The 15,772-nt window shown below is 42.7% G+C and carries 11 protein-coding genes; 3 read left to right on the top strand and 8 right to left on the bottom strand.

What is annotated here, in order from left to right; genetic code table 11:
• The first annotated feature begins 315 nt into the window (after positions 1-315).
• Entirely contained in the window at positions 316-1,635 is a 1,320-nt protein-coding gene (locus EPB74_RS12065) for a serine hydrolase domain-containing protein (RefSeq protein WP_274904389.1), read from the top strand.
• 259 nt (positions 1,636-1,894) lie between these two features.
• Here the strand turns inward: EPB74_RS12065 and EPB74_RS12060 are convergent, their stop codons facing one another.
• Positions 1,895-4,990, bottom strand: a complete 3,096-nt coding sequence (locus tag EPB74_RS12060; protein ID WP_274904388.1) for an insulinase family protein — start codon at positions 4,988-4,990, stop codon at positions 1,895-1,897.
• A gap of 389 nt (positions 4,991-5,379) precedes the next feature.
• Here EPB74_RS12060 and EPB74_RS12055 point away from each other — a divergent pair, with 389 nt between their 5' ends.
• Positions 5,380-5,841 carry a universal stress protein gene (locus EPB74_RS12055; RefSeq protein ID WP_079692627.1) on the top strand — a complete coding sequence of 154 codons (462 nt, stop codon included), beginning with the start codon at positions 5,380-5,382 and terminating at the stop codon, positions 5,839-5,841.
• A 112-nt stretch (positions 5,842-5,953) separates the two neighbouring features.
• Here EPB74_RS12055 and EPB74_RS12050 read toward each other — a convergent pair whose 3' ends face one another.
• A complete protein-coding gene (locus tag EPB74_RS12050) occupies positions 5,954-6,889 on the bottom strand; it encodes a LysR substrate-binding domain-containing protein (protein WP_274904386.1) in 936 nt (311 codons plus the stop codon).
• Positions 6,890-7,145: 256 nt separating this feature from the next.
• Here EPB74_RS12050 and EPB74_RS12045 point away from each other — a divergent pair, with 256 nt between their 5' ends.
• Positions 7,146-8,228: a YeiH family protein gene (locus EPB74_RS12045; protein WP_274904385.1), complete on the top strand. Its 1,083-nt coding sequence runs from the start codon at positions 7,146-7,148 to the stop codon at positions 8,226-8,228.
• A gap of 267 nt (positions 8,229-8,495) precedes the next feature.
• Here EPB74_RS12045 and EPB74_RS12040 read toward each other — a convergent pair whose 3' ends face one another.
• The 6 genes from EPB74_RS12040 to EPB74_RS12015 form a co-directional block, all read right to left on the bottom strand.
• Positions 8,496-8,705, bottom strand: a complete 210-nt coding sequence (locus tag EPB74_RS12040) for a cold-shock protein (protein WP_010201661.1) — start codon at positions 8,703-8,705, stop codon at positions 8,496-8,498.
• 244 nt (positions 8,706-8,949) lie between these two features.
• A complete protein-coding gene (locus EPB74_RS12035; RefSeq protein ID WP_274904382.1) occupies positions 8,950-9,372 on the bottom strand; it encodes a YbaN family protein in 423 nt (140 codons plus the stop codon).
• Between the two features lie 367 nt (positions 9,373-9,739).
• Positions 9,740-10,231, bottom strand: a complete 492-nt coding sequence (locus EPB74_RS12030; protein ID WP_274904381.1) for a hypothetical protein — start codon at positions 10,229-10,231, stop codon at positions 9,740-9,742.
• A gap of 393 nt (positions 10,232-10,624) precedes the next feature.
• The gene (locus EPB74_RS12025; RefSeq protein WP_274904380.1) at positions 10,625-11,023 is read right to left on the bottom strand and encodes a hypothetical protein; all 399 of its coding nucleotides are present in this window, start codon (positions 11,021-11,023) and stop codon (positions 10,625-10,627) included.
• 57 nt (positions 11,024-11,080) lie between these two features.
• A complete protein-coding gene (locus EPB74_RS12020) occupies positions 11,081-12,535 on the bottom strand; it encodes a Na+/H+ antiporter NhaC family protein (protein ID WP_274904378.1) in 1,455 nt (484 codons plus the stop codon).
• A 277-nt stretch (positions 12,536-12,812) separates the two neighbouring features.
• Positions 12,813-15,770 (bottom strand): valine--tRNA ligase, encoded by a 2,958-nt coding sequence (locus tag EPB74_RS12015; protein WP_274904377.1) that lies wholly within the window; start codon positions 15,768-15,770, stop codon positions 12,813-12,815.
• Between the last annotated feature and the right edge of the window lie 2 nt (positions 15,771-15,772).

Here is a 15,772-nt window from a genome sequence, read left to right as displayed (position 1 = left end):
GTAGCTGTTCCCAGAGATTATCGGTTAATGCTTGTCTGGCCATCTTTCCTGAATACCTAACGATTGCTAAAATATAGACCTTATTTTAGCGCCTATATATGCTTTTTCCAATTAGGGACACGCCCTAATATTAAAGCGCTAATTTTTAAGGGCTAAGTTTTGAGAGTTAAATTTTAAGTGCTAAGCGCTAGCTTTCTAAAGCGAGTGACTTACAAAAGCAAGTAGTAAAAACCGTTGATAAGAATTATGCTCAAATCTCATCAACGGTTTTTTATTGCCTAAAATTAACCACTTAATTCGAATTGTGAGGATATCATGCTGACACTGCAACACTCTTTTGCGCTACTACCGCTAACTTTAGCCCTAGGGCTGACGAGTATAAGTAGTCATGCTGACAATACCCCTTTAACCGCACAAGAATCAGACCCGCAAACCCTTGGCTGGATGCAAGGCTTTCCACCGCCTAAAGATAAACTGATATCACAACCCCAGTCTGACTTTTTTAGTTTTCCTAAACTGCGCTGGACGGTCTGTCATATCCGTGAGCTGATGCCGACCACTGAAGTCAGTCGCGGTATCGGCGCACCCTCTAAACTCAACTATGAGTTAGATAAAAATATCGATGCCATCACCTTTACCCCAACCAATAGCAAACGCCAAATGACATGGCGTCAGTCACTCGATGCCAATTATACTGACGGTATTATGATCATGCATCATGGCAAAGTGGTTTATGAGCGCCAAAACGGCTGTCTTAATGAGCTGGGTAATCACGCCGCGATGTCGATGACCAAATCAATGACTGGACTGCTGGCAGAAATCCTCGTCACCGAAGGTAAGCTTGATGATAAGGCATTAGTCTCTACTATCATCCCTGAGCTAGCAAAAAGTGGCTTTGGCGATGCCACGGTACGCCAAGTGATGGATATGACCACGGCGCTCGATTATAGCGAAGACTATGCGGATCCTGATGCAGATATCTGGAAATATTCAGAAGCGGCAAGCCCGTTACCAAAACCCAAAGGCTATAGCGGACCTAATGGCTATTTTGAATACCTGCAAACGGTTGAGAAGAAAGGCGAACATGGCGTAGAGTTTAACTATCGAACAATCAATAGTGATGCGTTAGGCTGGATTATTTCACGCACTACTGGCAAGGCGGTCGATGATTTACTCTCTGAGCGCATTTGGCAAAAAATCGGTGCCGAACAAAGTGCCTATATGACTGTCGACGCTAAAGGTACGCCCTTTGCTGGCGGCGGTATTAGTGCCGGCTTGCATGACATGGCACGTATTGGCAGCTTGATGTTAAATAAAGGCGAAATCAATGGCGAACGCTTATTCCCAATGTCAGTCGTAGATCATATCGAGGCTGGCGGTGATAAAGGGGCTTTTGCAAAAGCTGGTTATAAACAGCTCAATAATGGCAGCTACAAAAGTATGTGGTGGCTATTTAATAACCCTACTCCCATTTATGCAGCGCGCGGCGTCCACGGTCAAACAGTCTATGTTGACCCAGCAGCCGACATGGTCATCGTCCGTTTTGCCTCATACCCTGAAGCCAGTAATGGTAAAATTGACCCAACGTCGCTTCCAGCTTATAAAGCGGTGGCAAATTACTTAATTAAAAAGTAGCTGTGTAAAGGTGCAGTGCTTAAACAAGCGTAAAAATAAAAACCGCCGTTTCCAATATAAGTAATGGAAGCGGCGGTTTTTTTATATAGCAGTTCAGCGATTGCACATAGTCGAGTCACTTTAAAACCGATACAACGCTGCTGGGATGAATTTTTCGCAGCCTCTGTCGTGCAAAGCACACCGCAAGCAAGAGAAATTTATACCAGCGGCTTATGTATATCCATGTATCTTTTTAAATTGAATCTTCTATATCTAACAATTAGCTTTTAATTTTACAAACGTTAAAGCCTAACTCTTTTACCACCGCTTCTTTATCATAAGGTGCTAATACGGCACGTACATGTTTTTGCCCTTGCAGATATTGCTTGGCCACGCGCTGTAAGTCAGCAACCGTGACGGCTAAGATGGCCGCACGCATTTTACGCTGCCAATCTACACCGCGATGATGTAAGTCAGCAAAGCATGCTTTTATCGCCTCACCTGCTGGAGAGCCAGGTTTATCCATACCTGAGATAATACCCAAGATAGCTTCTTCCAATTGCTCATCCGTTTGCGGCTCATTTAATAGCCATTCGATACTGGCATCGAAGTGCGCAAAGGTCTCAGCGCACTGCGGATCGCGGTAACTAAAGAACTTAAAGGCACAAGCATTGGCATCGTAGCCTGCGCCGCCGCCATAAGCACCGCCACGCTCACGAATGGCGCTATGCAGATAGCCATTACGCAGGTAAGGCGCTAATACCATGAGGGCTGCCGTGTCAGGATGGTCAGCCGCTGGTACGGTATAAGCACTGGCGTTATGATAGACGTTGGTCGGAACCAACCATGCCAAATCTTCTACAGCAACTTCTTCTAGTTTAGCGCCATCATTCTCACCACTCAATGCAGCATTTAGCGATAATTCCGTAAACTCACTTGGAATATTTGCTTCAATACCAGCATCAGAACGGTTCAATTTTTCAGCAATATCCGGCGCTTGGCTGTCTTTCCAGCTCTCGACAATCAAATTGCTTAAGCGTTCGGTTTGCTCCGCTTCGCAAATAATCACCGCATGCTTCGGCAAGCTGATGAGACGCTGATGTAAGTCCATCAAGCTGGTTGCCAGCTTATCCCATTGTGCGTCGTCGTTACTGGCATGGCTCAAGAAGTCTTTTAGCGCGTTTAAAGCTGGTAGACCGCTACGCACATACTCTAACTGCGCTTGACGACTCATACCACGACTGGCCGTTTGCATCGCATATGAATGCCCTGAACCGGCAAGATTTGATTGCCAGCCTGCTTGACGCTGCTGCAAGATCTCTTTAATGCGTGCATGCTCAGTAAATACACTGTGTTCCATCACTTCTTTCAGTAAATCAATCGCTTCAGGCTTACGATTCAGCGCGCGCGTCGCTACCACAAAATAGCTACTAATCGACTGGCTATCATCGACATTGGTACGTTGGCTGATACGTGCCGTCACACCAGATGAATGCGCCGCTTGCTTGGCTTGCATTTCATGGGCGCTTAGCGAATCCGTACCTAGCTCTGACAATAAACTTAAATAAATAGGCAGTAATGGATGATTAATCACCTCATTAACGGGCAGCTCATCATTGCTATTGTTATTGTTATTGTTATTGTTATTGACATTTTGACCAATCTCATCAGTTAATGGCACAATTATTTGATAATAATATAAGCCATTAGTACCTGCTTCATATTCAAATAACGTACTTTCTTTGCCACTTAATTGTACTTGCTTCTGCGACCCTTGTTTAAAGCTGATATCGGTTGGTACATCTTCTAAACCAACTTTTGGCAATAAACTTAAATCATCAGGCGCTGCTTGGCGCGCTGCCAAATCTAACGCTTGTTTCTTCAAGATATCTTTATCATCAGCGGTCAAATCCATCGCAATGGTATCAAGGCGCGTCTGCTCAGCTGCCGCAAGGCGTGCTGTTTTTTCGCTATCTGGCGTCATCGTGACGCGCACACGGTGCTGATTATCTAACAGGTGCGTTTTAATTAAATTCGGTAGCCACTGCTCATCTTTTACTTGCTCACGTAGCCATTGTAAATGCTCATCAACTTCCCAGACATCGATAGGATTGCCATCATGAATCGCGGTACTAAAGCCTTCTAGCATCAAGTTCAGACCATAAGGCATGCTATCGCCGCCGATATGGCGCTGATCAATCTCTATCTGATGCAAGATGGTTTCAATGGTCTCATCATCGACTGGCGCGCTTGCGACCTTGGTCAGCAAATCAATAATGCCCTGCTCTACTGCTTCAGCATGTTCAGGGTTAGAGCCACGTAGCCCAGTATAAAAGACCATTTCATAATGACTGTCATCGAGTCCTAATAGTGGGCTTGGCGCTTTACCTAATGGATGGCTATCCAAATAAGCACGTAACGGCGAGCCAGCATGTTCAATCAACACGCCTTCTAATAGACGCAGTGCCAAACGCTGCTTCGGATCAGTAATCGATGGTAATAACCACGCAAGCACATGATGCGTTTGATCAGGACCAGCTTCGTCAGCGGTATAAGTATCAGTGGCACTAATCGGCGCAGACAAACGCTGCTCTGGACGCGATACGTGTTTTTTACCGGCTTCAAACTCAATCAAAGCATCGTCATGAATTTTTGCTTGGGTCTCAGCGACTGGAATATTACCAAAGCTCATAATCACACTGTTCGACGGATGATAATGGCTCTGATGAAATTCAACCAGCTCATTATGAGTCAGGTCTGGGATATCAGCAGGATCACCGCCCGAATTATAGTGATAGGTCGTCGTTGGGAATAAATGATGGGCAACCGTATGATATAGCTGATCAATCTCGCCACTCATCGCGCCTTTCATCTCATTAAAAACGATACCTTTAAACTGAGGCTTATCATTTTCGTCTAATTCAACACGGATACCTTCTTGGGCAAAATCAAGCGGATGAATATTGGGGAAAAATGACGCGTCAAGATAAACGGCAAGCAAGTTAAAGTAATCGTTTTTGTTTTGCGTGGCATACGGATATGCCGTCCAGTCAGCCGCCGTCATCGCATTCATAAAGGTATTTAATGAGCGCTTAATCATTGAAAAGAACGGATCACGGACTGGGAATTTCTTCGAGCCGCATAAAGCGACGTGCTCTAAAATATGCGCCTCGCCCTTTGAATCCATCGGTTGGGTGCGAAAGCCAACTAAAAAGGCATTTTCATCACTGGGATGCGCCAAATGATAGTGCATCGCTCCCGTTTTTACATGCTGACTGATCAACACATCCATTGATAATGCATCAATGTGGCGGTGCTCAAGCAGCTCAAAGGCTGGATGCAGGGTTAAATCAGCAGTAAATGGCGTGTCAGTCATAGTTGTCCTTATCGATTACCTTGATATCATCGTCATTAATGGATGACATCAGGGTAAATCATAGAAAATAGTGAAATTTATATTTATAAAAATATCGGCTTGATAAAAATATTATCGGTAATCTTCAAATTAAATGGCGTTTATAAAGGCATAGCAGCGACATAATGAGCAATAACAACTCATTACCGCTTTGTGTATTTATAAGCTAAAAAGAATTTGCCTAACGAAGTTAGATGGGGCTAATACGGTGATAAGTCAAGACAGTGCATGGAGAAAGATAATTAGTAATAAAGAATAACGTATAAAGATAATGCGCATTTCACAAAGCCCACTTAACAGTAGTCATTAGTAGTGTTATAGTTAAAATCATCTGTCACAAGGAGCCGCTCATGAGTTACCAACATATATTACTGGTTACAGACCTAATGTCCGATGCCGATGTGGTCGCCCAAAAGGCCAAACGTATCGTCGATAATCGTCCTAACTCTAAACTATCGGTACTACATATTGTCAAAGATACCATGGTTGGCTTCGGCTATGAGCTAGTGCCCGCCTCAAGCTTATATGATGAGATTGATGATGAGCGCTGCCAAGAAGCGCGCGCAAAACTGGCACAATTTTTAGACCGCAATGAATTAAACGTGGTTAATTCTGAAGTGACCACCGCCATCTCAAACAGTGAAGGTATCGTCAACTATTGCCACAAGCATGACGTCGATTTATTGGTCATCGGCCGTCATGAGCGTCACGGTATTGCCGCTTGGTTAAGCGGCGCAACCGCAGATAATATCTTACCCAATGTACCTTGCGATAGCTTAGTGGTGAGACTCGATAAGCCTGTCTCAAAATAACCGTAGGCTTATTATTGTCTTATATAGTCAGCTACTAAAAAGCGCCGCGTCATTATTGACACGGCGCTTTTTTACTTTTAGCTAAAACGGCGATTGCCTGTCAAGTTTAAACTTAACCCTGTTCAATAATATCAATAAACGTCTGCCAAATCGGGCTTTGATGACGGGCTTTATGCCAGACTAACCACCATGTCCGTGACAAATCTATACCCGCCACTTTCACCTGCACCAGCTGTCCTTTGGCTAGCTCGGCATGAATGACGTGCTGCGATAAACAGCCAAGTCCAATATCAGCACTGACCATGTGCTTAATTGCTTCAGATTGCTGAATCGCCATAATAATTTCTGCATTAGGTAAATATTGCAATAATTGCTCATCAATAATCTGCCGTGTACCCGAACCCGCTTCACGTACTAGTAATGGCAACTTTGCCAGTTGCCCAGTACTTAGCTCATAGCAATGATCAGCATCGTTATACGCTGCAACCTCTTTTAGCCACTTACTATCGCGCTTAGCAAATACCATCAAGGTGTCTGTCCGCCAAGCTCGTTGCTCAATCGCTTTCATATCCGTCGGCCGTGGCATGCCTTCTACTAGAGCAATATCAATATTTAATTGTTCAACCTCATTGACCACTTCTTGGGTATTGGCAATATACATATCGACATTCGCATCTGGCAATATCTCGTATAGCTTGGCAAGCAGCGGCGGCAATACATAATTGCCAATGGTGGTACTCGCACCGATATGAATCTGACCTACTTGCGATTTATGATAATGCTCAAGCGTCAATGCTTGACCTAAGATTGCTTGCGCCTGTATATAAATAGGATGGGCATTGGGATGCTGATTAAGCCTGCGCCCGACCCGCTCAAATAGTGGCATCTGCAACCTTGTTTCTAATTCTGTCAGCGCACTACTGACCGCTGATTGTGACAAATGCATCACTTCACTAGCACGGCTGGTGCTGCCTGTTTGATAAATACTGACAAATACGGCCAGTTGCCGCAGCGTAATCTTCGGTATAGTCTGTACGGCTTTTTTCATGAGCACATCTATCCCTTATGTCTGTTTTTACTTATGTAGTTTTAATAACCTTTTCATTCTCAATTTAAGAAATAACTGAAATTAATTTAATAACCTATAAAATCGATAATCTCTATCTTATTAATCTGTTTTTATTATAGATAACGCTGCATTATAATGTCTAGTCATAAGCTTATGCTATTTGCGATTAACGAGAGTAGCCAATCTTATCAAGATTAGCAGTACTACCCAAAACATATCAATAGGACAGCCCGTCATGAACGCCTTAATGCAGTCAGTAAATAGCTATTTTCCACGCAAACGCCATCTCGCAGGGCTTATCGTCGTGCTAATTGGCAGCTTATTTTGTCTGTGGTTAAATAGCAGTTTGAACACTTGGACAAACGGGCGCATCGTGGGACTGTCATCGCTCACGCTAGCGATTTTAATCGGTATGATACTTGGCAATACGGTCTATACCAATTTCGCTGAGCGCTTAAATGAAGGGGTCGGTTTTGCTAAAGGGCAAATTCTAAGACTCGCCATTATGTTCTATGGTTTTAAATTGACCTTAACCCAAGTATCAAGTGTCGGTCTACCAGCAGTGATGAGCGATGCGTTGGTGCTCACATCAACCTTTTTATTAACCTATTGGATAGGCACCAAATTATTAAAAGTGGATAGAGAAACCACGATATTGATAGGCTCAGGCGCTAGTATTTGTGGAGCAGCAGCTGTCATCGCTGCCGATCCAATCGTCAAAGCAGAAGCGCACAAAGTCACTATCGCAGTCGCAACGGTCGTGGTATTTGGCACAATCGCTATGCTGCTTTATCCGTTTCTCTATCATCTTGGCTGGTTACAGCCTTGGCTAAGCGCGCAAGATTATGGCGTCTATACTGGCTCGACCATTCATGAAGTCGCGCAAGTGGTGGTCGCTGGTAATACCGTCAGTGCTGACGTTGGCGATACTGCAGTCGTCACCAAAATGATTCGTGTCATGATGCTCGCCCCTTTCTTATTGGTACTGTCTTTTGCACTAACTAAAGGCAATAGCGAAAATGGTCAAACCGCTTCATTTATGAGCCGTATCAAAGAAGTTAAAGTGCCATGGTTCGCCTTTATTTTTATCCTAATCGTCTTGTTGCATACTTGGCTAAATATATCTGAGAGCTTTGAGCGTAGTATGATAATGTTCGACGATGTCTTGTTAACCATGGCGATGTTTGCGCTTGGCTTAACCACCCATCTCAGCGCCATCAAACAAGCTGGAGTCAAACCACTGATATTAGGTGCGATTATGTTTGCTTGGTTAATCGTTGGTGGTGGATTGATTAATATCGGCATTAGCTTTATTTAAGAGGCCAAATGACTTAACACCCTCTACTTCATCTAAAACCAAAAATGCCTACGACTATAATAATAGTACGTAGGCATTTTTTTGTTTATAGTTTGATTTAATAACTATTTATCTTAAAGCTCAAGTTTTTAACATCAAGTTTTTAACATCAAGTTTTTAACATCAAGTTTTTAATATTAGGATATTTATATTAAATTACAGACGAAAAAAAACGAACCCGAAGGTTCGTTTTTTATTCATCTTGCTCTAATTGTCTATAAAGACAAATTAGATAGCAACGATGTTATGAGCTTGTGGACCTTTTTGACCTTGAGTTACAGTGAACTCAACTTCTTGGCCTTCAGCTAAAGTTTTGAAGCCTGAACCAGTGATTTCGCTGTAATGAGCAAAAACGTCTGCGCCAGTTTCTGGAGCGATAAAACCAAAGCCTTTAGCTTCGTTGAACCACTTAACTGTACCTTTTTGAGTATCTGACATATCGATAATCCTACTTTTTAATTTATTAATGGCCTAGTGACCGGTAACGCTTGCAAATAGCTACTGAACGATAAATATTAAAACGAAGGATTATAACTAATACTACGAGGTAATGATTTGGTGCAGAACTGCTCTTAAGCTTGGAGGTATTATAAGGGCAACATCTCATTATCGCAAGCCTTATCTCAGATTTCGTGTAACTGAAGCTAGATATGGGCTGTTTTTCGCCCTAATTGCAATAATTTTAGGCATTTGGCAAGCGGAACAAATATATCGCTACCCCACTACATACCAAGGCTACCGACCATGCCACCCACATCATATCGGCAGGAATGCTAAAAAATAACATCGTTGTCGATATTGCCATCATTATGGTTGCTAACCACTTACCATATAAGGGTACAGCATGACGATCTTCCCAGTCACGGACATATTTACCAAAATATTTATGATTAATCAGCCAAAAGTGAAAGCGTCGTGAGCTACGCGCCCAACAACCTGCCGCTAGTAATATAAAAGGTGCGGTCGGCATGACAGGTAACAATATGCCAATGATACCCAAGGCGAAAAACAGCCAGCCAAATATCAAAAACATCCAACGCACGGTTGGACTGTTATGTTGATTGGTCTTAGGTCGATAATAAAAAGCTTTCTTTGATTGAGTCATGAGAGTTTTATCAGTCAGTGTTAGACATTAGGTCATTAGGTATGGACTACCTATATAAGCTATCAAAGATAAAGAAGTTGATAACGCAGTTCAAGACTGATTTTGCAGGGTTTTGCTACTGATGGGTATGTTTGGTTAGTGGTTGAGTAAATGAGTACAACTAAATACTTTAGAATTATTATCTTTAGCATGGCAATTAGTATCAGCTCTGAGACGAATAACATGTGTATTTCGCTATATTTTGGATAGCTAGCATCTTGGCTTTAAGTGAAATGAATAAGATAAAAAAACCGCTCACAGTTTAGATGGTGCGCGGTTTTTATTGACTGTATGGAACGTTCTCGACAGCTAGGTTTTATTTCTAATACTAGACCAGTATCAACGCCAGTAATGCAAATATCAAAAAATAGCCAAAGACAGCCATAATCGCATACATGGTTTTAATATCTTTACCATTGATCTGCATGCTGGCTAACGTATTGCCAAGTTTCAAAATCGAGATGGTATAGAAATAAAATGCTAATAACAGAAGCACTATGCTAATGGTGAATATGGCGATGGAAGACAGCGCGCCAAAGAAGACAACCGTTCCAGGGAACAACGCCTCGCCTTTGATAATCAAAACCAATAGTACGATAGCCACACCTGATGCAGACGCGTGAAAAAATATAATATCGTGCCACGTTGCATCCGTTCTATAAAAACTAGACTCAATATCGAGCCTATCGCTACTGAGTGCTTTTGGCATAGCGCCATTATCACGGATTAACTTACGACCTTTTATATTACTCATAGCAATAAGGAAGGTAAAAAACGACAGGGCAATCCAAAATATCACATACATATTTATCTTTATCATAATAATTATTCCTAAACCTAGAAAGACTTGATTTAAAAATATCTTGTGTATTACAAGATTCGATAGAATATTTCTGTTTATTTTACTTTTTGTATTTTCGTTCTTATATAGTTCAAGATTTCATAATAATTAATGCTCATATGTTTATCTTAGCAGCCCTATCGCTTTGATTTGTAACAAAATGTCTAATACAAAGTTTGCCGTAGCAGTGCTAGTAACTAGCAAGTAGCCTGCTTTGTTTGGTGACTAACATAAAAAAACCGCTCACAGTTTAAATTGTAGGCGGTTTTATTTTTAACGATAAGATTCTGACTTATTTCACTATCAATCCTATTTCGCGTGCTTCTTCAAGTCAGCTTATATAATCCGACTTAAAAACGTTGCTCATTTAATTCAGGGGTAACTTTCCCAATAGTCGGCGATGACGGCTGGGAAACAATAGTCTTTTGGCATTACAGTAATAGCGATTGGCACTAATATTGATTTGGTCACGCCGCCGATACTCTCACAAGTGGCATCGGTGGGTACGTCATAATAAATCACGCGCAAAGTATTCTGCGGACAGAGGTCTGAGCACTGGAATGACTTAACTACTGCAATGCCGTGATGATAGCCGATGACCCACTGCTGTGCGCCTTCGGTTGGCGCTGATTCTTTTTGCTCAGCAGCTCGAATAAGATCGGTATCTGTCAAAGTGTCTTCATTAGTTGGCGGTGAAACGATAACGCAAGCGGTTAGGCTTAGAAATAAGGCACTTAAAGCAAGAGCTTTGGCAGTTGATGTTATTTGCATAGTAAACGTCCTTGTTTAAAATGAATGATATTAAAATCTAGCGTCTTAGTCTTTAAATTAACCCAATAACCAAACTACCGCTACCCAAGTAAAGAGCAACATACCAATATTGGCATGGAAAAAAGTTGGAATCACACTGTCTTTTATATGATCATGCTGTCCATCGGCATTTAGACCAGCGGTGGCGCCAAGTGTAAGAGTAGAAGCTGGAGAACCAGCGTCGCCTAATGCAGCAGAAGCGCCAAGCATCGCTAGCGCCGCCAACGGTGAAAAACCAAGGGCAAAGGCTAACGGAATATAAATTGGTGCTAAGATTGGTACAGAAGCAAACGAGTCGCCAAAACCAATGGTAATAAATAAACCGACGATTAACATTACTGCCGCACCAAAGAGTTTATTATCACCAAAAAACTGGGTAGCCGATTGTACTAGCGGATCTATGTCGCCAGTGGCCGTTAATAGCGCGCCAAAACTAGAAGCAATAGTAATAATCACGGCGATTTCAGCCATTAAACGCACACCTTGAGTAAAAACATCATCTTGAGCCTGCCAGCGATAAATGCCAGAAAAACCAAGAATCATAAACCCAATCATTGCCCCAATAAATAGTGAATCAAAATAAATTTGGAACAATAACACCACCACAACCGCTAATGCGGTAAATAGTAATGGCTGCAAACCAATCTCGATTTTTTCTTGAACAGGTGCTACATACGTATCTAGTTTTTCTGGCTGCGTATAATCACGTGGTTTACGATAAGTAATCAAGACTGCAAATAGCATTCCAGCAAGAATTCCCATCACTGGAAAAAACATCGCTTTAGGAGCCATACTTGCAGTAGCAGCATATCCTGACGCTGCGCCAACACTATTAAAATTTTCTAGCAAAATCTCATTCAGATAAATAGCACCAAAACCAAACGGTAGTAAAAGATAAGAAGCACTAATTCCACATGCAAGAATACAGGCAACAGCACGGCGATCAATTTTCAAACGATTCATCAGCCCAAGCAACGGTGGAATAAGTACTGGAATAAAGGCAATATGTACTGGAATTAGGTTTTGCGAGAGCAATGAGGCAACAATAAATAAACTAAACAGCATCCATTTAACTTGTTTACGTACATTAACCCCATCACGATTTAAGCTACTGGCCATTTTCTGCGCGACCCAATCGAGAATACCACTTCTCGCAAGCGCAACTGCAAACGCTCCGACCATGATATAGGTCATACCTACCTGTGCGCCACTGAGTAGATTGTCATTTAATACCTGTAAGATATCAGGAAATGCCATTCTTGCATGGAGGCCACCAAGCAAAGCAGCAGAAAGTAATGAAACTGCAACAGGAATTTTGATCAGACAAAATACCACCATTAGTACAATAGCTAAGACTACTGCATTAATAGGAACGGCCAATACCCATAACAATCCGTAAATAATTGCCAATATACCTAGAATAGGCAGTGCGCAGCTAAGAAAAAAATGATCCTCACGATAAGCAGATAACATAACGTTCCTTAAAATAGCATTTCAAATTATTCAATTTTTTAGACAAGACTTGAAAAGATGTTAAAACAATATGCAATATACACATATTGATTCTAATTAGTAACGCCCATGATCTACTATTTTATATAGTATTTTTAATTGATTAAATCCTGAATACAAAGAACAACCTGAGACATAAAATTTATTGCCAGTCGTATAAACGATAAAAAAACACCATCATAGATTTATGATGGTGTTTTTAGGATAAAATTACAGGTATTAATATGCTTATTTGATTTTACAACGCCTTCAACTCTTCCATCTGCGCTGTCATCGCCGTCAGCTGCCCTTCTAGCTCAGCCAATTTAGCCTTTTCAGCATCGACTACTTCTACAGGTGCTTTACTGACAAAGCCTTCATTGCCTAATTTGCGTGAGATACCTTCAGCTTGACCTTTCAACTTATCATATGACTTGCCCAGACGAGCCAGCTCAGCAGTAGGATCAATCAGACCTTTCATTGGGACAAGGACGCGCAGCTGCCCAATCATACTAGATGATGATAGTGGCACGTCATCACCTTCTTTTAGTATCTCTAGGCTCTCTACTTTAGCCAGCGCCTTAAACTGATTGGCGATACGCGATAGACGCGCGTCTTCCGCTGCCGAGATATTTTGTAGCAATACTGGCAGACGTACCGCATTACCCAGTTTCATCTCACCACGGATATTACGCACACTAGCGATGAGCTGTTGTAGCCACGCCATATCGGCTTCAACTTGCGCGTTAATCTGTGCATTATCGGTTTGTGGATAATCAGCGATCACGATGCTATCAGTATTTTTGCGACCCAATAACGGCGCGATGGTTTGCCAGATTTGCTCGGTCAGATACGGCATGATTGGATGGCTAAAGCGTAGCGCCGTCTCAAGCACATGCAACAGTACATAGCGAATTTGCGCTTTACGCTCGCTTGACACCGAGTCATCATTTAGGCTGGCTTTGGCAAGCTCAACATACCAGTCACAGTATTCATTCCAGATAAATTCATAGATATCATGGCTGACCATATCGAGACGATACTGGGCAAAATGCTGATGAATATTGGCAACCGTTGAGTTCAAACGACTCATAATCCATTTTTCTGGTAATTCCCAAACCTCTGGATTGGCGGCTTGGTCAATCGCTTGGGCATTGTCTTCTTTGTCGACACAGTTCATCAGCACAAAGCGGCTGGCGTTCCAGATTTTATTACAAAAATTACGATAGCCCTCGACACGCTTTAAATCAAAGTTAATATCGCGACCGGTACTGGCAAGCGAGGTAAAGGTAAAGCGTAGCGCATCGGTACCAAATGCTGGAATGCCTTCAGGGAACTCTTTACGGGTTTGCTTTTCAATTTTCGCCGCGTCTTTTGGACTCATCATATTGCTGGTGCGTTTTTCAACCAGCGTTTCCAAATCAATACCATCGATAAGATCGATTGGATCTAAGACGTTACCTTTAGATTTGGACATCTTCTGACCGTTACCATCACGTACCAAACCATGAACATAAACGGTTTTAAACGGTACTTGCGGCGTGCCATCTTCATTTTTCACAAAGTGCATGGTCATCATGATCATGCGTGCAACCCAAAAGAAGATAATGTCAAAACCGGTAACCAACACGCTGGTCGGGTGAAAGGTTTTCAGCACGCGCGGATCAGCGTTGACGTCCGCCCAATCAAGCGTACTAAACGTCCAAAGACCGGAACTAAACCACGTATCAAGTACGTCATCGTCTTGGCGTAATTTTACGTCGTCGCTTAGATTATATTTTGTGCGCACTTCGGCTTCATCGCGAGCGACATAAATCTCACCTGTCGCGTCGTCATACCAAGCTGGGATACGATGTCCCCACCAGAGCTGACGACTGATACACCAGTCTTGCAAATCAGTCATCCACGACATATACATGTTTTTATATTGCGCCGGCACAAACTCAATACTGCCATTTTCTACTGCATCAATCGCAGGCTTAGCAAGTTTATTGACTGCCACATACCACTGATCGGTCAACCACGGCTCAACGATCGTACCGCCACGCTCAGCGCGCGGTGCTTTAAGGGCGTAGTCTTCTATTTCCTCTAACCAACCCTGCTCGCCTGCTTGCGCCACTAAAATTTTACGCGCGGCAAAACGCTCAAGTCCAGCATATTCACTTGGTGTGGTTTCAAGCTCTGGCTCACGCGTTTGCAGGTCGGGATACACTTCCATCGCTGGTAAAATATTGGCGCGCTCATCAAGGATATTAATGAGTGGCAAGTTATGACGACGACCCAATTCATAGTCATTAAAGTCATGGGCAGGGGTGATTTTTACACAGCCTGTACCAAAGTCTTTTTCGACATAATCATCAGCAACGATAGGTACAACGCGACCAGTAATTGGTAAAGTAATCGTTTTACCAACCAAATGTGCATAACGCTCATCACTTGGATTGACCGCGACAGCGGTATCACCCAATAAAGTTTCAGGGCGTGTGGTTGCGACGATCAGATAGTTTTTACCATCTTGGGTAGTGATATCTTTATCGGTGAAATGATAACGGAAATGCCACAAGCTGCCTTTTTCGTCATGGTTTTCGACTTCTAAATCCGATAGTGCGGTTTGGAACTTTGGATCCCAATTGACCAAACGCTTACCGCGATAAATTAAGCCATCATCGAAAAGACGGACGAATACTTCTTTAACGGCATTTGATAAACCATCATCCATAGTGAAGCGCTCACGCGACCAATCGACCGAGCTACCCAAACGGCGAATCTGACGGGTGATATTGTCGCCCGACTCTTCTTTCCATTCCCAGACTTTACCGATGAAGTCTTCACGAGTCATATCACGGCGTTTGATACCTTCAGCTTCCAAACGACGCTCAACGACCATTTGGGTTGCAATACCTGCATGATCCGTACCCGGTTGCCAAAGCGTATTGTCGCCATCCATGCGGTGATAACGCGTTAGCGCATCCATAATGGCATTATTAAAGCCATGACCCATATGCAGCGAACCAGTCACGTTTGGCGGTGGTAGGGCGATAGAGAAAGACTCATCTTTATCAAAGCTCGGCTTAAAATAACCGCTTTCTTCCCAGCCTTGATACATGCCAGCCTCAACCTCTGCAGGATTGTAGGCGTGTTCAAGTTGGCTTAGCGCTGCTTGGATAGATTGGGTCAGGTTGGTCTTAGTGTTAGTGTCGGTATTAGGATTGCTCATAA

Source organism: Psychrobacter sp. DAB_AL62B, assembly GCF_028895345.1.
Lineage (GTDB): Bacteria > Pseudomonadota > Gammaproteobacteria > Pseudomonadales > Moraxellaceae > Psychrobacter.
Note: the sequence above shows the minus strand (reverse complement) of the source record. Positions and strands in the feature narration are given on the sequence as shown.